This is a genomic window from Mycobacterium sp. (genome assembly GCF_035499775.1).
In the GTDB taxonomy this organism is placed as follows: domain Bacteria; phylum Actinomycetota; class Actinomycetes; order Mycobacteriales; family Mycobacteriaceae; genus Mycobacterium.
Genome location: NZ_DATJYB010000275.1, coordinates 1 through 20,971 on the forward strand (window position 1 = coordinate 1; position 20,971 = coordinate 20,971).

Annotated in this window: 17 protein-coding genes, 1 pseudogene and 1 riboswitch; of the genes and pseudogenes, 11 read left to right on the forward strand and 7 right to left on the reverse strand. The window is 67.5% G+C overall.

The window, feature by feature from the left end; translation table 11 throughout:
* From VML93_RS17570 to VML93_RS17580, 3 genes and pseudogenes are all read left to right on the forward strand, one after another.
* Window positions 1-367 (forward strand): annotated as a pseudogene (locus VML93_RS17570) (MaoC family dehydratase); the annotation flags it as partial.
* A gap of 2 nt (window positions 368-369) precedes the next feature.
* Window positions 370-2,076 carry a class I adenylate-forming enzyme family protein gene (locus VML93_RS17575; RefSeq protein ID WP_325612580.1) on the forward strand — a complete coding sequence of 569 codons (1,707 nt, stop codon included), beginning with the start codon at window positions 370-372 and terminating at the stop codon, window positions 2,074-2,076.
* Window positions 2,073-3,233 carry an NDMA-dependent alcohol dehydrogenase gene (locus VML93_RS17580; protein WP_325612581.1) on the forward strand — a complete coding sequence of 387 codons (1,161 nt, stop codon included), beginning with the start codon at window positions 2,073-2,075 and terminating at the stop codon, window positions 3,231-3,233. The genes VML93_RS17575 and VML93_RS17580 overlap by 4 nt, the downstream gene beginning before the upstream one ends.
* Before the next feature lie 9 nt (window positions 3,234-3,242).
* On the opposite strand, the gene VML93_RS17585 is transcribed toward VML93_RS17580, so the two are convergent.
* From VML93_RS17585 to VML93_RS17595, 3 genes are all read right to left on the reverse strand, one after another.
* On the reverse strand, window positions 3,243-3,704 hold the full coding sequence (locus VML93_RS17585; protein ID WP_325612583.1) for an SRPBCC family protein: 462 nt from the start codon (window positions 3,702-3,704) through the stop codon (window positions 3,243-3,245).
* The gene (locus tag VML93_RS17590) at window positions 3,701-5,734 is read right to left on the reverse strand and encodes a serine/threonine-protein kinase PknD (RefSeq protein WP_325612584.1); all 2,034 of its coding nucleotides are present in this window, start codon (window positions 5,732-5,734) and stop codon (window positions 3,701-3,703) included. Before VML93_RS17590 ends, VML93_RS17585 begins: the two co-directional genes overlap by 4 nt.
* 97 nt (window positions 5,735-5,831) lie before the next feature.
* Window positions 5,832-6,713 (reverse strand): rhomboid family intramembrane serine protease, encoded by an 882-nt coding sequence (locus VML93_RS17595; RefSeq protein ID WP_325612586.1) that lies wholly within the window; start codon window positions 6,711-6,713, stop codon window positions 5,832-5,834.
* A 37-nt stretch (window positions 6,714-6,750) separates the two neighbouring features.
* Here VML93_RS17595 and VML93_RS17600 point away from each other — a divergent pair, with 37 nt between their 5' ends.
* From VML93_RS17600 to VML93_RS17610, 3 genes are all read left to right on the forward strand, one after another.
* The gene (locus VML93_RS17600) at window positions 6,751-7,152 is read left to right on the forward strand and encodes a nuclear transport factor 2 family protein (RefSeq protein ID WP_325612587.1); all 402 of its coding nucleotides are present in this window, start codon (window positions 6,751-6,753) and stop codon (window positions 7,150-7,152) included.
* Window positions 7,153-7,210: 58 nt separating this feature from the next.
* A complete protein-coding gene (locus tag VML93_RS17605) occupies window positions 7,211-7,435 on the forward strand; it encodes a hypothetical protein (RefSeq protein WP_325612589.1) in 225 nt (74 codons plus the stop codon).
* A 97-nt stretch (window positions 7,436-7,532) separates the two neighbouring features.
* On the forward strand, window positions 7,533-8,432 hold the full coding sequence (locus VML93_RS17610; RefSeq protein WP_325612590.1) for a hypothetical protein: 900 nt from the start codon (window positions 7,533-7,535) through the stop codon (window positions 8,430-8,432).
* Here VML93_RS17610 and VML93_RS17615 read toward each other — a convergent pair.
* Window positions 8,420-8,983: a DUF7676 family protein gene (locus VML93_RS17615; protein WP_325612591.1), complete on the reverse strand. Its 564-nt coding sequence runs from the start codon at window positions 8,981-8,983 to the stop codon at window positions 8,420-8,422. The two genes, VML93_RS17610 and VML93_RS17615, sit on opposite strands and share 13 nt — an antisense overlap.
* A gap of 36 nt (window positions 8,984-9,019) precedes the next feature.
* A riboswitch (cobalamin riboswitch) is annotated at window positions 9,020-9,198 on the forward strand.
* A gap of 86 nt (window positions 9,199-9,284) precedes the next feature.
* Here VML93_RS17615 and VML93_RS17620 point away from each other — a divergent pair.
* Complete coding sequence (locus VML93_RS17620; protein ID WP_325612593.1) at window positions 9,285-10,961, forward strand: PPE family protein; 1,677 nt, start codon at window positions 9,285-9,287, stop codon at window positions 10,959-10,961.
* Between the two features lie 96 nt (window positions 10,962-11,057).
* On the opposite strand, the gene VML93_RS17625 is transcribed toward VML93_RS17620, so the two are convergent.
* Complete coding sequence (locus tag VML93_RS17625) at window positions 11,058-11,795, reverse strand: DUF899 domain-containing protein (RefSeq protein WP_325612594.1); 738 nt, start codon at window positions 11,793-11,795, stop codon at window positions 11,058-11,060.
* Window positions 11,796-11,824: 29 nt separating this feature from the next.
* The gene (locus VML93_RS17630; protein ID WP_325612596.1) at window positions 11,825-12,583 is read right to left on the reverse strand and encodes an SDR family oxidoreductase; all 759 of its coding nucleotides are present in this window, start codon (window positions 12,581-12,583) and stop codon (window positions 11,825-11,827) included.
* A 104-nt stretch (window positions 12,584-12,687) separates the two neighbouring features.
* Between VML93_RS17630 and VML93_RS17635 the strand changes: the two genes are divergently transcribed.
* The 3 genes from VML93_RS17635 to VML93_RS17645 all read left to right on the forward strand — a co-directional run bounded on the left by VML93_RS17635 (window position 12,688) and on the right by VML93_RS17645 (window position 19,551).
* Window positions 12,688-13,644: a sigma-70 family RNA polymerase sigma factor gene (locus tag VML93_RS17635; RefSeq protein WP_325612597.1), complete on the forward strand. Its 957-nt coding sequence runs from the start codon at window positions 12,688-12,690 to the stop codon at window positions 13,642-13,644.
* 104 nt (window positions 13,645-13,748) lie between these two features.
* Complete coding sequence (locus VML93_RS17640) at window positions 13,749-18,596, forward strand: cation-translocating P-type ATPase (RefSeq protein WP_325612598.1); 4,848 nt, start codon at window positions 13,749-13,751, stop codon at window positions 18,594-18,596.
* Between the two features lie 481 nt (window positions 18,597-19,077).
* Complete coding sequence (locus tag VML93_RS17645; protein ID WP_325612600.1) at window positions 19,078-19,551, forward strand: hypothetical protein; 474 nt, start codon at window positions 19,078-19,080, stop codon at window positions 19,549-19,551.
* Window positions 19,552-19,564: 13 nt separating this feature from the next.
* Here the strand turns inward: VML93_RS17645 and VML93_RS17650 are convergent, their stop codons facing one another.
* Window positions 19,565-20,371: a L,D-transpeptidase gene (locus VML93_RS17650; RefSeq protein WP_325612601.1), complete on the reverse strand. Its 807-nt coding sequence runs from the start codon at window positions 20,369-20,371 to the stop codon at window positions 19,565-19,567.
* Between the two features lie 237 nt (window positions 20,372-20,608).
* On the opposite strand from VML93_RS17650, the gene VML93_RS17655 reads away from it, so the two are divergent.
* Complete coding sequence (locus tag VML93_RS17655; RefSeq protein ID WP_325612602.1) at window positions 20,609-20,956, forward strand: YciI family protein; 348 nt, start codon at window positions 20,609-20,611, stop codon at window positions 20,954-20,956.
* Window positions 20,957-20,971: the final 15 nt, after the last annotated feature.

Below are 20,971 nucleotides of genomic sequence, written 5' to 3' on the forward strand. Positions count from 1 at the left end.
AGACGCGATGATCGACCCGCGTAAGCGCGACGGGCTTTACGTCGGCCCCTCGCGCGGGCATATCGACGCCGAACGAGCCGGCGAAGTCGGCATGGCGCGCGCCTACGGCTATGGCGCGACGATGGGCGCCTGGTGCACCGATTACCTCGCATACTGGGCCGGCCACGACGGCCTGGTGCGCCATTCCAAGGCCGACTTCCGCACGCCCGCCTTCGAGGGTGATGTGACCTATTTCGACGCCGAGATCGTCGACAAACAAGCGGAGTCGACCTGGGGTGTGCCTCTCGTACAGCTAAAACTGCGCCTGACCAACCAGAACGGAGAAATGCTGGTGGGCTGCACAGCCGAGGTTGAACTGCCGTTGTAGCCATGGAGTTTCCCGTAGGCCTTTCGATCGTGTCCGGTCCTCCCCTATCGGACGAGCCCGGGCTGGGGACACTGACGCTTCCGGGCTTCCTGCGCGAAGTGACGCAGATGTACGGCGACCGCGAGGCGTTGGCGTGGCGCAGCGGCGGCGAAGTCACGCGGTGGACGTATACGCAGCTTTGGGAACGCGCGATCGAGGTGGCGCGTGCGTTGCGCGCGTGCGGCCTGGGCAAGGACGGCCGCGTCGGTGTTCTGATGACGAACCGGCCGGAATGGCTGGCCGCGGTGTTCGGCACGTCTTTGGCCGGCGGGGTGGCCGTCACCCTCAGCACGTTCTCCACACCCACCGAATTGGACTACCTGATAAGGGCTTCCGCCATCTCGGTGCTGCTCTTTGAGCGGACGGTGCTGACGAAGGACTTCGCCGCCATGCTGGCCGAACTGGAACCGGCGATCGGCGCAATGCGGCCAGGGCGGCTGGGCCAGCTGGAATCGGCGAAGTACCCGTTTTTGCGCCGACTCGCGCTGGTGGGTGAGCCGGCGCCCGGGATCGAAGCCTGGGATGAGTTCCTGGCATCCGGTCACGAGGTGTCCCGCGAACTGGTCGAAGCGACCGGCGCGGCCGTGCGTCCCAGTGATGTTGCCGTGCTGTTTTTCTCGTCGGGCTCCACGAGCAAGCCCAAGGGCGTCCTCAGCGCGCATCGCGGTGTGTGCATCCAGCTCTGGCGGTTCCGGCGCATGTACGGGTTCAGCCCGGCTGACCATGTTCGAGGCTGGACCGCGAACGGCTTCTTCTGGTCCGGTAACTTCACGATGGTGCTCGGCTCGACGCTGGCCAGCGGCGGGGCCCTCGTGCTGCAATCGACGTTCGACGCCGCCGAGGCACTCGAGCTCATGCAGGCCGAGCGGGTGAACTTCCCGTTCGCCTGGCCCCACCAGTGGGCGCAGCTGGAAGGCGCACCCAACTGGGGCCAGGTGGATCTGAGCAGCGTGAGATTCGCGGATTTCAAGACCCCGATCGCGCACCATCCCACGGTGTCGGGCGAGTGGTACGAGCCCGGCCACGCCTACGGCAATACCGAAACATTCACGATCACAACAGGTTACCCCGCCAACACCCCGTCCGAAGTCCATGCGGACAGCTTCGGAGTGCCGCTGCCCGGTGTGACGCTCAAGATCACCGACCCGCTCACCGGTGGCATCGTGCCGCGCGGCCAGGCAGGCGAGATCAACGTGAAGGGGCCCACGCTGATGCTCGGCTATATCGGCACGCCGCTGGACGAAACACTGGACGCCGACGGGTTTTTCCCCACCGGCGACGGTGGCTATCTCGACGACGCCGGCCGACTCTACTGGCAAGGCAGGCTCACCGACATCATCAAGACCGGCGGTGCCAATGTCTCGCCACGAGAGGTCGACGAGACCCTGATCGCCCATTCCGGCGTCAAGGTGGCGCAGACCGTCGGCGTTCCGCACCAAACGCTCGGGGAGGTCGTCGTGTCCTGCGTCGTGCCGCACGACGATGTGATCCTTGACCCCACACAGCTTCTGGCCTTTCTGCGGCAACGATTGGCGAGTTACAAGGTGCCGCGCCATGTGCTGTTCTTTGGTGAGGACGAAGTGGCGCTGACCGGCACTGCCAAGATCAAGGCCGGCGAGCTTCGGGAACTGGCTGCCAAGCGGCTGGCCGAAAAAGCAGGTTTGCAATGAAGTGTCGTGCCGCCGTGCTGCGCGGGGTCGGCATGGACTGGGAAATCCGCGAGGTGGTTCTCGACCCGCCGCACGACGGTGAAGTCCTGGTACGTGTTGCAGTCGCCGGTATTTGCCACTCCGATGACCATGTGGTTACCGGCGACGTGGTGCCCACTCCCGAGGTACTGGCCGCGACCGGTATGCCCGCACCCGACTGGTTCCCGCTGCTCGGCGGTCACGAAGGCGCGGGTGTCGTCGAAGCGGTCGGGCCGAGCGTGACGACCGTGCAGCCGGGGGATCACGTGGCGATGTCGTTCATTCCCGCGTGCGGCAATTGCCGGTTTTGCGTCAACGGTCAGAGCTATATCTGCGACGCCGGCGCGAGCCTGTTCGCGCGGGAGATGCCCACCGACGGAACCTGCCGTCGGCATCTCGGCGACGAAAACCTGTTGGCCTACGGTCAACTCGGCACGTTTGCGGAATATGCGGTGCTGTCGGAAAGGTCGGTGATCAAGATCGACGACGCGATCCCGTTCCACGCCGCCTCACTGGTGTCGTGCGGCGTCAGCACCGGCTGGGGCTCGGCAACGGTCTCGGCAGGCACCGAACCCGGCGACACCGTCGTCGTGATCGGGACCGGCGGTGTCGGGATGAACTCGCTGCAAGGAGCACGCGCCGCCGGCGCAACGTACATCGTCGCGGTGGATCCGGTTGCGCACAAAAGGGATTCGGCCAAGATCTTCGGCGCCACCCATTCCGCCGCCTCCGCGCAGGAGGCGATACCGCTGGTGAAAGACATCACCGCCGGCCTGATGGCTGACCGCGTCATCTTGACGCCCGGGGTGCTGCACGTGGACCTGATCGCGTTGGCGATGACTTTGCTTCGCAAGGGCGGGACATGCGTGGCGACCGGCATCACCCCCTACAGTGAGCCCCTGGTTCCGCTGATCCTGCAGGAGATGGTGCTCTCGGCCAAACAACTCAAGGGGGTGCTGTACGGCGGGATGAATCCGCGCACCAGCGTTCCGATGCTGTTGTCGATGTATCAGGCCGGCGTGCTGAAGCTCGACGAGTTGGTCACCCGCCACTACCACCTCCACCAGATCAACGAGGCGTTCGCGGACCTGCGCGAAGGGCGCAACATACGCGGAATCATCGATTTCGCCGGCCTCTGAACAGCTGACCTAAGCGGACTCGAAGTGACGCCGGATCCCGGCCAGCATCGCGATGTGCGCCTTGACGCCCTCGCGGACCGTGATCGGGGCCAGCGGCCGCGGCACGGCAAAGCGTATTCGCTCGGTGACCTGGGTGCCGTCGTCGACCGGCTCGAAGCTCACCGTCCCACGTAGCCGCACCCCGGGCGATTGGTCGGCCTCGGTCAACACGTCGCCGCCGGTCGGGACATGCAGCCGCGCCTGGTACGCGGTCTTGATAGTGAAGGGTCCCAACGGAATTCGATCGACCACCCGATAGGTCTGATCGTAGCCGTCCGGAGTTTCGGTGCGGGACAACACTTCCACCGACACGATCAGTGGATGCACGAGTTTGATGTTGTCCAGGTCCACGTAGAAATCGCGAACCGCGTCCGGTGGCGCGGGTACCCGTTCGGTCAGCATCCGCTCGGCGTGCGCGACCCACCAGCTCATAGCACCGCCAGTCGGAGCACTCGGTTGTTCTTCGAGTCGGACACGTACACGGCGCCGCCGCGGTCCACCGCCACACCGTCGGGGCCGTTGAGACCGGTGAAGGGCAATACGACCTGGTTGCTTGAACCGGACTCGAGTTTGAGCACCCGGTTGTTCCCACTGTCGACGACGTAGACAGTGCCGCTGGCGTCCACTGCCACGCTATTGGGGTGGTTGAGACCGGTGAAGGCCACCGGAACCTGGCTGCTCGAGCCGGCCGCCAGTTTGAGCACCCGGTTGTTCTTCGAGTCGGACACGTACACAGCGCCGCTACCATCCACCGCCACACCGTCGGGGCCGTTGAGACCGGTGAAGGCCAACGGAACCTGTGTGGTCGAGCCGGACTCCAATTTGAGCACCCGGTTGCCCAACCAGCCGGTCGCGTACACGGTGCCGCTGCCGTCCACCGCCACACCGCCGAGGCCGACGTCGGAGAAGGTCAGCACGACCTGGTTGCTGGACAACGCCGCCAACTTGAGCACGCGGGCGGACAGCAATTCGGAGACGTACACAGTGCCACTGCGGTCCACCGCCACACTTTGGGGGGAAGAGAGGTCGGCGAAGTTCAACACCATCTGGCTGGACCCCGCCGCCAATTTGAGCGCCCGGTTGTTCCCAGAGTCGGACACGTAGACAGCGCCGCTGTTGTCCACCGCGACGGCATTGGGACCCTTTAAGCCGGCGAACGGCACTTCGGTCTGCGAACCATACGAGGCCTTCTTGGCGGCGCCGCCCGGGGCGCTGCCCGGAGCGCTGCCCTTGGGGCCGCTGTCCGGGATCAACAGGACAGCCGCGACAGCGATGATCGCGGCCGTAGCCGCGGCCGCGATCAGGAGAACTTTGCGCCGCCCGCCCGCGGGCGGATCGGGTGGGACGGGCACCCGCGCGGGCGGTGGCACGGGGGGCTTCGGGCTCGGAGCGGGTTGCTTGGCCGGGGTGTGCTGCGGGGGCGGGGTGTGCCGCGGGGGCGGTGTGTGCTGCGGAGCAGGCGTGTGCTTGTGCGCCGGGGGCGGGGTCCGCTGGGCGGGCTTCTGGGCGGGTGTGGTCGCCGACGACGTGGACGGCGCCCTCACGTCGGCAAAAGTCGCGGGCAGAGTTTGCGGCTGGGTGGGCGGATCGGACAGGGCGGTAGGAGCGGGCGCCGGTGGCGGAGGCGGCGTGGCCGGTGCCGGGGAAACCGGCAGGCTGACGGCCTTGCGGGCGGCGGCGGCCAGTTCGGTGGTGGTTCGGTAACGCTGTTTGGGGTCTTTGGCCATACCGGTGGCGATCACGTCGTCCAGGGCCGGCGAGATGTCGTCGCGCTTGTCGGAGAGTTTGGGCGGCGGATGCATCATGTGCGCGACCACGACCTGCTCCAGGGTGCCGCCGGCAAAGGGAACCTCGCCGGTGAGGCACTGGTAGAGCACACAGGTCAGCGCATAGATGTCCGAACTCGGTTCGATCTCGCCGGCATTGAATCGCTCGGGAGCCATGTAGGACCAGGTGCCGATGGTCGCGCCGGTAGCGGTCAGACTGGTCTCTCCTGCGGCCCGCGCAATCCCGAAGTCGATGAGGTAGGCGAAATCGTCTTCGGTGACCAGCACGTTGGAGGGTTTGACGTCGCGGTGAACGAGGCCAACCTTGTGGGCGGAGCGCAGCGCCCGCGCGACCTGTTCGATGATCCGGACAGCCCGGTCCGGGTCAAGTGGCCCGTTTTCGATCAGAGTTTGCAGGTCGTCCCCGACGATCAGCCGCATGCTCACATACAGTCGCCCGTCGATCTCGCCGACGTCATGGATCGGCACCGCATGCGGGTCGTCCAGGCGTGCTGCCGCGCGGGCTTCGCGGCGAAAGCGCTGCTCGAATTTCTCGTCCTCGGCGAAATGCGGGAGCAACATCTTGATCGCCACCATGCGATCGATGGATGTGTCGTGGGCGCGCCACACCTCGCCCATGCCGCCGCGCCCTAGCTGCTCGATCAGCAGATAACGCCCGAACGGCGTTCCCTCCACGGCAACCTCCCCCGCAAACCCATGTCGAGCGATGATATGTCGCGCCGCCGCATCTGCGTGAGAGATCGCAGCGACCGGGGCTTTGCCGGGATGGTGCTCAGCCAAGCTGGATGTAGCCGCCGAAGTCGGCGAGAAGGACGTTGGTGCGCCACCAGATCAGGCCGACGAACACGGCCGGCACCGTGATCGTCACTCCGGCCTGGATCAGGTTTCGGCCGGCTCTGGGTGCATAGACGTAGGCCGCGGCGACCAAGGCGCCGGTGACCAGCCCGCCGATGTGGCCCTGCCAGCTGATGTGCTGCGAACTGATCAGCGGGGCGACGAAGGTGAAGATCAAGTTGACGAGGATGACCGCGACCACCCCGCGGACGTCGAGGTCGAGTCGCTTTGCCACCACGAAGATGGCGCCGAAAAGTCCGAACACCGCGCCGGACGCGCCGGCGGTCGCCGCGTTGAGCGGCGAGAGCAGGTAGACCAGCACCGAACCCCCCAGCGCGCTGAGCGCATACAGCGCGCTGTACCGCAGCCGGCCCAACCACATCTCCAGCGGTGGACCAACGACATACAGCGCCCACATGTTGAACAGCAGATGCATCGTGCTGTAGTGCATGAACGCCGAGGTCACCAACCGGTACAACTGCCCATCGGCGACGGCCGGCGGCCACAGGGCAAGCCGCACTCTCAGCTCCGGCATCGACAATTCCAGGATGAAGACCGCCACGTTGATCGCGATCAATGCATAGGTGAGCACCGGAGTGGCCGACCGCTCGCGCCCGCCGAACCGGGTGCGCGGCTGGCGAACCGTGCGGGCCCCTGCGCGGACGCACTCCAGACACTGATGACCGACCGCGGCCGACCGCATGCAGTCCGAGCAGATGGGCCGGTCACAGCGGGTGCAGCGAACGTAAGTCTGACGGCCGGGATGCCAGTAGCAGGTCGGCGCCTCGGCGGGCGACTCCGGTGCGCTCGGGTTGCTCATGGCTCCATTCTGGCGGGGCTGTCCTACTGTGGGTTGCGTGGAGTCGCACAGCCCTGGCGACGGAATCGTCGAGCGCTACCTGGAATGCCTGGCCGCTCACGACTGGGACGGCTTGGCGACCACGATCGCCGACGAGGGCTTGACGCGCGAAGGCCCGTTCTGCGATCTCATCGAGGGCAAGCAGCACTACCTTGCCTACCTTCGCAAGGTTCTCACCGAACTGAAGGGCCACCGCCTCGACGTCACGCGGGTCTCGCATGTGGACTCCAGGGTGTCCTATGTCGAGCTGACCGAAGCCTTCGAGATCGGCGGCCAGCGCGCGACGTGGCCCGAATGCCTTCTTTTCGAGCGCAACGACGACGGCCTGATTTCTTACGTCAGCGTGTTCTTCAAGCAGCGCGGCGGTGACGCCGACGCAACGCGCAGCCACGCCGACTGACCGGTGGCAATCCGGAGAAGTATTCCCTGATTCGCTGAGTTGACCTACTGTGTCTGGGGTGGAGGCAGACGGAACACCGGAGTTGGTGCCAGTCGAAAAATTGCACTCAGGCGACCCGATCACCGATTGCGGGCAACGCTACATAGTTCTCGAGTCAAAGGCCGTCGGCGACAGCTGTGTCGTCCTGGAACTCGAGTCGAGAGTGGACCACCACCTGCAGGTCATCGAGAAGTCTTTCCCCGCCGGCTATCACGTCGGCCGGGCACACCACCGATACCTGTAAGCGCAATTTTTCGGCTGAATATTGTGACGCGTAGCCGTTAGGCGGCTACCGCGCCTTCACGTAATTCGGCGGGCACGACGCCTTCCCGGCAGATTCGATGAAGTTGAAATTCCGCCAAGCCCAGCAAGACGACTACGAGCAGTTCGCCGAGCTTCAGCGACGGCACTACGACGGCCACTACGAAACCTCGGCCAACCGACTTCGCGAGAACCCCGCCGAACGGTTCGTGGTCTCGCGAGGTGCACAGATCCTGGCCGCGGCCGAGCCGCAAACCGTGGAGGGGTTCCCCGATGCGATCCGGCTCGAGATATTCGGTGGGGACGCTGATGCCTGGGATCTGCTCGCCAATCGGGCCGCCGACGCGCTCCGCGGGCGCGCAAAGCGCCTGATCAGCGTCATACGGCAAGATCACACGTCGATCTCGCACCTGAAGGCCGCGGGCTACAGCCTCTCCTGGCAGTCCTGGGCCGCGCATCTCTACCTCCGCGACGCACTACCGGCCGAGGCCTTCGCCGAGCTCACCGCCCGCCCCCGCGCCGAGGGTTTTATGGTCCGGGAACTTGCGGACCCCGACGTTCCCAAGGCCTATGAGCTCTACGATTCCTGCCACCCCGAGCTAGTGGTGACTCCGGCGACCCCGAGTACGCACCTGGACACCCCGGAGTTCGCCAAAGCCCTGGCCGGCGAACGCGTATTCGTCGTGATGCACGACCACCGCTGTGTGGCGCTGACCGAAGTCGAACCACGCGGCGACGCCGCAGAAACCAATGTCACCCTCGTCGCCCCGGACATGCGCCACCGCGGGTTGGCTACGTTGGTCAAGGCGACGGCAGTGACCCGACTCGCCGAGGAGGGTATACGAGAGTTCGGCGCGGGCGGCGGCTGCCCCGCCGACGCGATCATGAACGTCAACCGAAAGCTCGGCTACGAGGTCGAACTCTGGGGCAGCTACGAACTCACGCTCACACCGGCACCCACCGAGACTCATCCGTGCTGAAATCCCTTGCCGGCCCGATCAAGTGGGTCTGGACCTAAGCCCAGATATGTAGCCCGCAGCCGGTCCCACAACTCCAGCTGTCCCCACCCGGGCTCGTCGCGGATCTGCTGCTCACGGGTGAGAAAAGGATTGGGCAGCATCAGCGTCATCATCTGCTCGTGGCGCCCGTTGAACAGGCGCACGCCCCACGAGGTGGGGAACCCGTCGTCACCGATCCGGCGGTAAAGCTCGGCGCGCGCGCAGCTGCGAATCCGGCCCAGCTCGGGCCCACTGGCCCGATGCTCGCCGATGCACAGATGGAAATGCCAGCGCCCGAAGTCCACTGTCGCGTACCCGTCGTACATCGATATGCGCTTCGGTGGGTTCGGCGCCGCCACTTCCCAGGCGGCGCCCTCGATGATGATGCCGAACCAGATCTCGTCCCAGTACTCGTCGAAGCAGACGTGAATCAGGTCCAGCAGGCTGTGCTCGTCAGTCGGCAGCGGCCAACACTGCTCGTGTCCACCGTCTTCGGTGTCGACGATCGGGGGGCCGGCAGCCATGTTGGTCATGATTGCCGATTCTTCCAACTGCAGCCCTGCCGGGCCGTCGGGATGCGACAATAACGCCCGTTAGGCGATGACGACGCAGGAAGCCGGTGCGAATCCGGCGCGGTCCCGCCACTGTCATCGGGGAGCGACCCTCACAACGCCACGGCCATTTGGTTGGAAGGCGAGGCGAGCAGCGATCCGAGAGCCAGGAGACTCGCGTCATCGCGTCCTGCTAGCCCGGGGCGGAGTACCCCGGAGAGAGCGGCCCCCTCATGACGCTGCCTGTCTCGTTCAGCTGTTCCGGCGCCCCTGGTGGTCGGCGATGACCGCCGCGATCTGGATGGCTGCACCCCCGGAAGTGCATTCGACCCTGTTGAGCAGCGGGCCCGGACCCGGTTCGTTGCTGGCCGCGGCCGAGTCGTGGACCTCGTTGAGCACCGTCTATACCGAGACGGCCGAGGAGCTGGCCGCGCTGGTGGCGGCGGTGCAGGCCGGGGCATGGGAGGGCCCGACCGCGGCGGCGTATGCGGCCGGCCATGCCCCGTATGTCGCATGGCTCACCCAAGCCGCCGCCGACAGCACCGCGATGGCCGCCCGGCAGGAAATCGCGGCCACCGCCTACACCTCCGCCCTGGCCGCGATGCCGACCCTGGCCGAGCTGGCCGCCAACCACGCCACTCATGCGGTGTTGCTGGCGACGAATTTCTTTGGCATCAACACCATTCCGATCGCACTGAACGAGGCCGACTACATCCGGATGTGGATCCAGGCCGCCACCGTGATGGGTACCTACCACGCGGTCTCGACTGCCGCGGTGGCCTCCTCACCGCAGACCACGGCGGCGCCGCAGATCGTGAATCTTCAGGCGCTGGTGGACGCCTTCTACCAAGCGTTCCCGTTGCCCTCGGACACGCAGACCCAGGTCTCTGACTGGTTGCAGAGCATCGGCTTCATCGACTTCTACAACAACGTCCTAGACCCGTTGGCCAACGCGCTGTATAACAACCCCTTCTTGGCGTCGATGTTTGCCGGGATTGATCCTTACCTGCCGCTGCTAGGTAATCCACTGATCTTCCTCAGCCCGTTCAACATCGCGTTCGCTCTCGGCTACCCGATGGACATCGGCTCCTATGTCGCTTACCTGTCCCAGACGTTCTCATTCATCGCACTGGACCTGACGGCGGCCTTCGCTTCGGGCAATCCCGCGGCTATCGGTCTCACCATTGTGTTCACCACCGTCGAAGCCATCGGCACGATCATCACCGACACCATCGCGCTGCTGAAGACCCTGCTCGAGCAAACCGCGGTGCTGCTCGTAGTGTTTGTGCCTTTGCTGACCGCCCCGTTGGTGACGTTGGCCGCCGGCGTTGCGCTGGCGCCGGCCGGCCTCACGGGCCTGGCGGCGCTGGCTGCCGTGCCGCCGCCCGCGCCGCCCGTCGTGCCGTCCTTCACACCGCCCCTGGCGGCGCTTGCCCCCAGCGTGCCGACCTCCCCCACGTCTCCGGCACCGGCTCCGGTGGAGGCGACCGCTGCGGCACCGGCGTCCGCGGCGCCACCGCCGCCGACCGGCGCACCACCGACGCTGACCGGCGCGGGCGTCAGCGCCACCATGGGTGCGGGAATGGGCATGGGCGCGGGCGTGGAGAACTTCGGCTATCTGGTGGGCGACCTGAACTCGGCTGTCGGGAGGGCGGCGGGCACCCGCGCCCGAAAGAAAGCTCCGGAGCCCGACAGCGCCGAGGCCCCCACCGTCGCGCCGACACCCAAGGAGGACGCTCAACCGCAGCGGCGCCGGCGGACCAAGGTGCAAATGCTCGGGCGCGGTTACGAATACATGGACTTGGAACCCTCGGACACGGGCGCGGGGACCCAAGGGTTCGCCGGAACGGCCGCCAAGGCCGAAGCCGGGCCGGCGGCGGGGTTGATCACGCTGGCCGACGACGGGTTCGGCGGCGGCCCGCGCCTGCCGATGATGCCGGGCACCTGGAGCGACGACTGACTCGTTGGCGGCGAGCGCGCGCAAATGTACACAGATACGCCGGGCGGTGGGGCCGGCATTTTGCGCGCGCTCGCCGAGCCCCAAGGCCGCCGAGCGCTAACTCGTGCGCGGCGGACGTTGGTCGTTGGGATCATTCGGGTCGGGCTCACCGAACCACCGCGACGGCACATGCTCCGGGTACGCGTCGTGCCAGGCCCACCACTCGTAGGGCTTGGACTGCGGATAGCCCTCCGGCGAGTCCTCCCAGTTCTCCTGGCGCCCGAGCGCCGTCAGATCGAGGATGCTCCAGGTGTTGCCCAGCACCTCGTCGCCGCGGTTGTTGATGAAATAGGTGCGGTACACGCGGGCGCCGTCGTGAATGAAGGCGTTGGTCCCGTGCCACTCGTCGACGCCGAAGTCGACGTCAAAGCTGTCGGTGATCGTGTACCACGGCAGCTCCCACCCCATCCGCTCCTTGAGGCGCTGGATGTCGGCCTGCGGCGCCGGTGAGACGAACACCAGCGTGGTGTCGCGGGCGTTCACATGGGCAAGGTGCCCGATGTGGTCGGCGATCATCGAGCAGCCCGGGCAGCCGTGATCGGGCCAGCCATGCACGCCGGGCTCGAAGAAGGCGCGGTACACGACCAGCTGGCGTCGGCCCTGGAAAAGGCCGGCCAGGTCCACCTTGCCGTCCGGCCCTTCGAACTCGTACTCCTTGTCCACCGCCACCCATGGCATCCGGCGCCGCTGCGCGGCCAGCGCATCTCGGGCCCGCGTCAGCTCCTTCTCCTTCACCAGTAGCTGCTGGTGCGCCGCGTTCCACTCCTCGGCGGACACGATCGGAGGTGTCTTCATTGCGATCTCCCTTTCGAATCTCGCGAGTTTCAGGCCAGCGACGACAGGCCGGTGGATGTGAGTAGATAGGCACCGTCTACCCGGGAACCGGCGATCTCCACTATCGACTTGCCGACTTGCTCGGCGCTGAGCGCCGGTCCCGAGGCCTGCACGAAGGTTTCGACGTCCACGCCCTGACGCTCGGCGTAGGCCGCCACGGCCGCCGAACCCAGGTCGGTAGCCGGCGTGAGCCGTGGCAGCACCGACACGAAGCTGATCCCCAGCCCGGCCCGTTGCGACTCGATGGCCGCGTAGCTCGCGATGAACCGGACGGTGGCCTTGGCCCCCGCATAGCCACCGCTGAGCGGCGAGCCGTTGACCGCGGCGCCGCTGGATAGCGCGATCACCGAACTACCCGGCGCCAGCGGGCGCCGCAGCACCTGCCTGACCCAGTGGAAGGCCTGCGCGACGTCGACGTTCCAGTTCTGGCTGAACGTTTCCCACGTCTGGTCTTGCAGGGCACGCAGCTGCGGAGCGGCCCCGGCGCACAACACCAGGGTGCGTGGCCGGTAGTCCTCCAGCAGCCGGTCGGCCGTGGCCGGGTCGGCGGCGTCGGCGACCACCGGGGTGAAGGCGTCACCCACCTGGTCGCGCACCTCGTCGTGGTGCGCCTGGGTGCGCGCGACACCGACCACGTGAGCGCCGGCCGCCGACAGCGCGGTGGCGATGGCGCGGCCGAAGCCGCGGCCGGCTCCGGTGACGATCGCTGTGGTGCCGACGAGGCCGTCGGCCTGAACTGGTTGTTTCATGGTCATACCAATTGAGATACGGACCGCCGCCCGGATTCATCGCCGCCGGGCGATTAATTTGGCCCCGCGGGTGGATCTGTACTGATGTAGAGAGGAGAGCGATCGTGCCGGCCCAACAGGAATTCATCGAGCAGGCGGCGCCGTTTCGCGCCGAGTTGATCGCACACTGCTACCGCATGCTCGGCTCGGTGCATGACGCCGAGGACCTGGTCCAGGAGACGTACCTGCGCGGCTGGCGCGGGTACGACGCGTTCGAGCAGCGTGCGGCGTTGCGCACCTGGTTGTACCGGATCGCGACGACGGCATGCCTGCGCGCGCTGGAAAACCGCGCCCGCCGCGTGCTGCCGGCCGGGCTGGGTGATGCCTCGGTCGACCCGGACGTCAGTCTGGACGGAGGCGGCGGCTTTCATGACTGGCTGGAGCCGATCCCGGACGACCTGATGCTGCAGACCCCGGAAACCGCCTTCACCGCAAGACAAAGTGTCCGGCTGGCCGTGATGACCGCAATGCAGGAGCTGCCGGCGCGCCAACGCGCGGTGCTGATCCTGCGCGACGTCGTACAGTTCAGCTCCGCCGAGGTCGCCGAACTCCTGGAAACCACGCCCGCCGCAGTCAACAGCGCCCTGCAGCGCGCCCGCGCCCGTCTGGCCGAGGTCGCACCCAGCGAGGAAAGCGCGGCCGAGCCGGACGACCCCGGGCGCCGTGACCTGCTGGACCGTTACTGCGCGGCATTCGAAAACGCCGACATGGCCGCCCTCACCGAACTGCTGCAAACCGATGTCAAGCTCGAAATGCCACCCGTACCTATCTGGTTCACCGGCCGGGACGCCGTGACGCGCTTCCTTGCGGCGCGTGCCTTCACCACCGCCGGTGACATGGTGCTGATCCCGACGGCGGCGAACGGGCAACCCGCGGTCGCCGAATACCGGCGCGCCGCCGACCAGGTCCTGCGGGCCCACTCCATTCACGTCATCACGGTCGGTGCCACCGGAATTGCAGCACTGACCGTCTTTCTCGACCCGGCGCTGTTCCCCGCGTTCGGCTTGCCGCCAAGCCGATAAGGTTCGCGACGCCTACTCTCGGGTTCACATCTGATTCATGTGTGGACAGCCGGGTACCACGCCAGGAGTATTAGGCGCGGTATCAATAGTTGAAGGGTGACCGAGTGAGGATTCCGGGTGTCGGCCTGGTGGGAAGTTTGGCCGACGGCGTTACCGGTGGAGCAGCACAACTAGTACGCGCGGGCGCGCAGGCCGCTGCGGGTGCTGCGGGCACTGTGCAGATGCTGGCCAGCCCGGTAGTGGAGCTGGTCGGCCCGGTGGTGCAGTCGGCGGCTCAATCGACCGGCCGAGTGCTCGGGACGCCCGCTTCCAACGGTTCCGGAGGCCACCCCATGCCGCCGGTGCGCTGGCGCAGCGGCCAGCGGGTGCACCTGGACCTGGATCCGCTGCTGCCGTTCCCGCGGTGGGACGAGCATGCGGCGGTGGTGGAGGAGCCGGTTCGCAGAATCGAGGGCGTGGCCAAGGCCCACGTCGAAGGCTCGCTGGGCCGGCTGGTGGTTGAGATCGACGATGGCCTGAATGGCACAGATTCCGACGAGGTCCTGGACGAGATACGTGAAGTGGTCGGCGCCGTCGCGGCCGATCTGACCTTCGTGAGTTCGGGATCGCCGGCACCGGCCGCGGCGTTCGCCGATCCGGGTAACCCGTTGGCGATTCTGGTGCCACTCACCGCAGCGGCGATGGATCTGGTCGCGATGACGGCCGCCATCACCGGCACAGTGGCCCGGTTGCCCGCCGCACCGCAAACCACCCGGGCCGTGGTCGCTCTGATCAACCACCAACCGCGGATGGTGTCCCTGCTGGAGTCGCGGCTGGGTCGAGTGGGTACCGACATCGCGCTCAGTGCCGCGACGGCGGCGGCGAACGGGATGACGCAGGCGTTCGGCACGCCGATGCTGGATCTGGCGCAACGTAGCCTGCAACTCTCCGAGGCGGCGGCGCACCGGCGGGTGTGGCGAGACCGGGAGCCGCAGCTGGCCTCCCCCCAGCGGCCGCAGGCTCCGGTGGTCCCGGTCATCTCGTCGGCCGGAGTCAAAACTCAGGCGCCGCGCCATAACTGGGCAGCCGCAGCGGCGGGTGACGAAGCCCACGTCGTAGTCGGAGGAGCCATCGACGCCGCGATCGACACCGCCAAGGGGTCGATGAAGGGGCCGGTGGAAAGCTATGCCGATTCGGCGGCGAACGGCTCGTTGATTGCCGCGGCGAGCGCGTTGCTGGCCGGCGGCGGCACCGAAGACGCGGCCGGCGCGATCCTGGCCGGCGTGCCACGAGCGGCGCACATGGGCCGGCAGGCGTTCGCGGCGGTACTGGGTCGCGGGCTGGCCAACGCCGGACAACTCGTGCTCGACCCGGGCGCACTGCGCCGCCTGGACCGGGTGCGGGTGGTCGTCATCGACGGCGCCGCGCTGCGCGGCGACCACCGCGCCGTCCTGCACGCGCAGGGCGACGAACCCGGCTGGGACGACGACCGCGTCTACGAGGTCGCCGACGCGCTGCTGCATGGCGAGGAAGCCCCCGAACCCGACCCGGACGAACTGCCGGCCACCGGCGCGCGGCTGAGATGGGTTAAGTCGCAAGGGCCTTCGGCGACACCCGCCCAGGGCCTCGAACACGCCGACCTGGTGGTCGACGGCCAGCGGGTGGGCAGCGTCGATGTCGGGTGGGAGGTCGACCCGTTCGCCATCCCGCTGTTCCAGACCGCACACCGCACCGGAGCGCGGGTGGTCTTGCGCCACGTCGCCGGCACCGAAGACCTGTCCGCCAGCGTCGGTGCCACACATCCGCCCGGCACGCCGCTGCTGAAACTGGTCCGTGACCTGCGCACGGATCGCGGACCGGTACTGCTGATCACCGCACTGCACCGCGACTTCGCGTCGACCGATACGTTGGCCGCGCTGGCCATCGCCGACGTGGGAGTGGCGCTCGACGATCCCCGCGCGGCCACACCGTGGACGGCCGACATCATCACCGGCACCGATCTCGCGGCGGCGGTGCGGATCCTGTCGGCGATTCCGGTGGCCCGGTCCGCCAGCGAATCCGCGGTGCACCTTGCCCAGGGCGGCACCACGCTGGCCGGCCTGCTGCTGGTCACCGGCGAGGACGGCAGAGCCACCAACGCGGTTGGCTTCCGGCGCTGGCTCAATCCCGTCAACGCCGCCGCCGCAACAGCTTTGGTATCGGGGACCTGGTCGGCCAGCAGGGTGCTCCGGCTGGCCGATCCCACCCCGCAGCCGCTGACCGCCTGGCATGCGCTGGACCCCGAGATCGTCTATTCGCGGCTGGCCGGGGGCGCTCGCCCGCTGGCCCTCGAGCCCGGAACCCCGACGTGGCGCCGCGTTCTGGGCGACCTGTCGTACGAACCGGTGGCGGCGCCGCTGCGTGGCCCGGCACACACACTGGGGCGTCTGCTGGTGGCCACCAGGCACGAACTCGCCGACCCGCTGACCCCGATCCTGGCAGTCGGCGCCGCGGCATCGGCCATTGTCGGCAGCAACGTCGACGCCCTTCTGGTGGCCGGCGTGATGACGGTCAACGCGATAACCGGTGGGGTGCAACGGTTGCGGGCCGAGGCGGCCGCTGCGGAGCTGTTCGCCGAACAGGACCAGCTGGTGCGCCGCGTCGTGGTCCCGGCAGTGGCGACCACCCGGCGCCGACTGGAGGCCGCCCAGCACACCACGCGCACCGCCACGGTGTCCGCGAAGTCGCTGCGCGTCGGCGACGTGATCGACCTGGCCGCGCCGGAGGTCGTCCCGGCAGACTGTCGCCTGTTGGTGGCCGAGGACCTCGAGGTCGACGAGTCCCTGCTCACCGGCGAGTCGTTGCCGGTGGACAAGCAGGTGGAGCCGGTCGCGGTCAACGACGCCGACCGGGCCAGCATGCTGTTCGAGGGCAGCACGATCATCGCCGGACACGCCCGCGCGATCGTCGTCGCCACCGGGGTCGGCACCGCCGCGCAGCGCGCGATCTCGGCGGTCGCCGACGTCGAAACGTCGGCCGGTGTACAGGCCCGGCTGCGCGAGCTGACCAGCAAGGTCCTTCCGCTGACGCTGGCCGGTGGCGCCGCGGTGACCGGTTTGGCGTTGCTGCGCCGCGCGTCGCTGCGTCAAGCGGTCGCCGACGGAGTCGCGATCGCGGTCGCCGCGGTCCCCGAGGGCCTGCCGCTGGTGGCCACCCTGTCCCAGCTGGCCGCCGCTCAGCGCTTGACGGCACACGGCGCACTGGTCCGCTCGCCACGCACCATCGAGGCCCTGGGCCGGGTCGACACCATCTGTTTCGACAAGACCGGCACCCTCACCGAGAACCGGCTGCGGGTCGTGCGCGCCGTGCCGGCAGACGCCAACCCGGAGGGGCCGCATCCCTCCATCGACGATCCGCAATCCGTCGTCGTGCTGCTCAGGGCGGCGTGGGCATCCCCCGAGCCGCACGAGGGCCAGGGCCATGCGCACGCCACCGACGAAGCCATCCTGAACGCAGCCAGTTCACTTGACGGACATGATGATTCGGAGTGGACGGTGCTCGCCGAAGTGCCGTTCGAGTCCAGTCGCGGCTTCGCCGCCTCCATCGGGACCATGAACGGCGACTCCAACACGCCGATGCTGATGCTCAAAGGGGCGCCCGAGACGGTCCTGCCGCGCTGCCGGTTCGCCGACCCGGACACCGCACAGGAGCACGCGGAGTCGCTGGTGCACAGCCTCGCCGAACAAGGCCTGCGGGTGCTCGCGGTGGCGCAACGCCGGTGGGAGCACGACCCCACCGACGAGGACGAAACCGATGCCGACGCCGTTGACGCCGCGGCTCAGGATCTCGAGTTGCTGGGCTACGTCGGACTGGCCGACACCGCGCGGCCGTCCTCGCGGCCGTTGATCGAGGCACTGGTGGAGGCCAACCGCAACGTGGTGCTGATCACCGGCGATCACCCCATAACCGCACGCGCGATCGCCCGCCAACTGGGCCTGCCGCCGGATGCGCGGGTGGTGACCGGGGCCGAGCTCGCCGGCCTGGACGAGGAGGCGCACGCCAAACTCGCCGCCAACGTCCAGGTCTTCGCCCGGGTCAGTCCCGAACAGAAGGTGCAGATCGTGGCCGCGTTGCAGCGCTGCGGGCGGGTGACCGCGATGGTCGGCGACGGCGCGAACGACGCCGCGGCCATCCGGATGGCCGACGTCGGCATCGGGGTCAGCGGTCGCGGTTCTTCGGCCGCGCGTGGGGCCGCCGACATCGTGTTGACCGACGAAGACCTGGGCGTGCTGATCGACGCTCTGGTCGAGGGCCGCAGCATGTGGGCGGGCGTGCGGGACGCGGTGACGATTCTGGTCGGCGGCAATGTCGGCGAGGTGCTCTTCACCATCATCGGGACGGCGTTCGGCGCCGGGCGGGCGCCGGTGGGAACCCGTCAACTGCTGTTGGTGAACCTGCTCACCGATATGTTCCCGGCGCTCGCGGTCGCCGTCACCTCGCAGTACGAAGAGCCCGACGAGGCCGACTTCGAATCCGAGGAAGAGGCCGAGGAGGCGCGCCGCGCACACCAGCACGCGGTACTCACCGGGCCGACGCCCTCGCTCGACGCGCCCCTGATGCGCCAGATCGTCAATCGCGGCGTCGTCACGGCTGCCGGCGCGACGGCGGCCTGGGCCATCGGGCGCTATACGCCGGGAACCGAACGTCGCACGGCCACAATGGGATTGACCGCACTGGTGACCACGCAGCTGGCGCAAACGCTGCTCACCCGCCGACACAGCCCGTTGGTCGTGGCGACCGCCCTGGGCAGTGCCGGCGTCTTGATCGGCATCATCCAAACCCCGGTTCTCAGCAACTTTTTCGGATGCACGCCGCTGGGACCGGTCGCCTGGATGGGAGTGCTCGGCGCCACCGGCGGAGCCACCGCGGTTTCGGTGCTGGCACCCGTGTGGTTGACGAAGACCGTCGGCGCGGTGATACCCGACCAGAAGTGAGGTCCGAGTTCGCGGCCATGCCTTCGCGAGCCGGTCGGCCGGCACCGCATGCCGAATTGTGACCATTCCTAAACCCGCTACATAGCCCTGGACGTAATTACACGCATCGTATTTAACCGCCGTTTGCCGGGCGAACTGAACGCATTTCTCTCGTCCCGAGACAAGACAGTGGCCGACTGGCGGCGATTTCTTGACAGTCCGATGTTTGAAGTAGCCCCGAGACGGGAAGCAGTGCGCAGACTTCAGGAAATCCCTTGTTGTGCAGGGCATTTGCGCTGCGGCCTCACGCAAGGAGGCTGGCGGCGCACGTCAATACCATGCCGCAGGTCACCATTCAGAAAAGACTTGGTTACGACGTGACGCGTGCTCAGTATCGGTTCCGCAACCAATTCGGTCGCCCATCTAGGCAAGATTTCCGGAGCGCGATACGGTTCCGATCCGGGGGCGATTACCGGAATGACGGGGCACGCGTAAAGGAAGAATGTTGAATACCTTTGATCGTTTCAACATCGCGCTAGTCGTCGGCGCGGGGTTGTGCGGGGCTGCGCTGGCTTTCAGTCCGGCCGCGACAGCCAAACCGCTGCCCACCGGCGGTCCCACGTGCGTCGAGCAGATGGGTGCCGCAGCGCCGATCGCACCGGTGGTCCTGCCTGGTCCGCTCGCCCCAGTCGTTCCGGTCGTGCCGGTGGTGCCTCCGATTCCCGTCGTGCCCCCGGTGCCGGTAGTACCGGTCGTGCCGGCTGCGGCGGGCGTACCGCCTGTCGCCGCGGCACCGATCGTCCCGATGGCGGGTGGCAAGGGTGTGCCGACCGTCCCGGCGAACCCGGTGTCCGCTCCGGTAGTTCTGCCCGGCCCGTTGCCCGCACCGGCACCTCCCGGGCCGGCGCCTTTTCTAGTCGGGGCGGTCGCTCCGGCCCCGGCCGTCGTTCCGGGTTGCATGGGCGGCACACCCTAATCCCGCACAACCGCTACTCCTGCACGATGACCGGGTCACCAACGTTGACCGCGTTGAAGTACCACTCGGCGTCGGCAGGGCTCAGGCTGATGCAGCCGTGGCTGGTGTTCTCGGCCCCCATGGATTGGACCGCCCACGGAGCTGAATGCACATAGAGGCCACGGCTACTGATGAGGACGGCGTAATCCACCGTGAGCCGGTAACCCTCGGGATCGTCGACGGGGATGCCGACGCTGCTCGAATCCATCACCACGGTTCGGCGCTTGGCCAGGACGGTGTACTTGCCGACCGGCGTCGGGAACTGGGCCTTACCCATCGAGGCCGGCATCACCCCGTCTTCGCCGTAGTGGGCTCGGTGGTGCGGCGCGGGCAGCGGGATCGACGTGCCCGGTTCGGCTCCGTCGATGGTCACGGTGAAGGTGTGCTCCGAGATTTTGGCGACGCCGACGACGGCAGGACCGGTTTGGAATTCCGTGGCCAGGCCGCCCACCGAAAGCGCCACGGTGTTGTGCGCCGGCCAGAACCGGTCGGGAACCCACTGCACGACGTCATGGTCGAGCCACTCGTACCTGCCAGTCATCGCGGGTATCGACGTCACGTCCAGGCCCCGCTCGGCGGCCCGCCGGTCGGCGACGGGCCCGCTGAAGGTGACCACCACCGGATGTGCGACACCTACCACCTGGCCGCGTGCCGGCAGCACCGATGCGATGGCGAAAGCGGGCGACTGGTTCGCCGCCGCAAGATTCATCCGAGTCGGCGCCGCGACCAGTGTCGCGGCGATACCGATCACCACAAGAAGAGACCGAACTGCCGCCCGCATCGCTTCCCGCCGCTGTTGAGATGAAAATTGCTGTCGTTTGGTGATGCTAGGGGCGCCGCGGCGGGTGGAAGTGCATGCGCGCGCCAGCATTTCGATCAAGTCTCGGTCAAGCTTTGGTTACGGCCGGCGAATCACCGGACACTATGTCCTGATGCGGCCGGCTCCGTTCGTCCTTTAACTGAGATTCCGGGACACGACCGGGATCATCGAGGTCATCATGTGAACAGGAGGAGAGTCATGCCGCAGTACGCCGCACTCACTTACACCCGGGATGTCGACTGGACGGCGCCCGAACAGGCTGGGGATATGGCCGAATACATGAAGTTCGGTCAGGACCACGCCGACCGGATCCGGGGCGGTAACGCGCTGTTCCCGACGAGCACCGCGACGACCGTTCGGGTCAGCGGCGCGCGCGGCGGTGACGTCGTCACCAGCGACGGCCCGTACGCCGAGACAAAGGAGGCGTTGACCGGTTTTTACGTCATCGAGGCTGACGATCTGGACGATGCCCTGCGCATCGCCGCCGAAATCCCCGCCGCGTGGGACGGTGCCGTGGAGGTGCGCCCCATCATCGACTTCGGCTGATCTTGGACTGGGGGA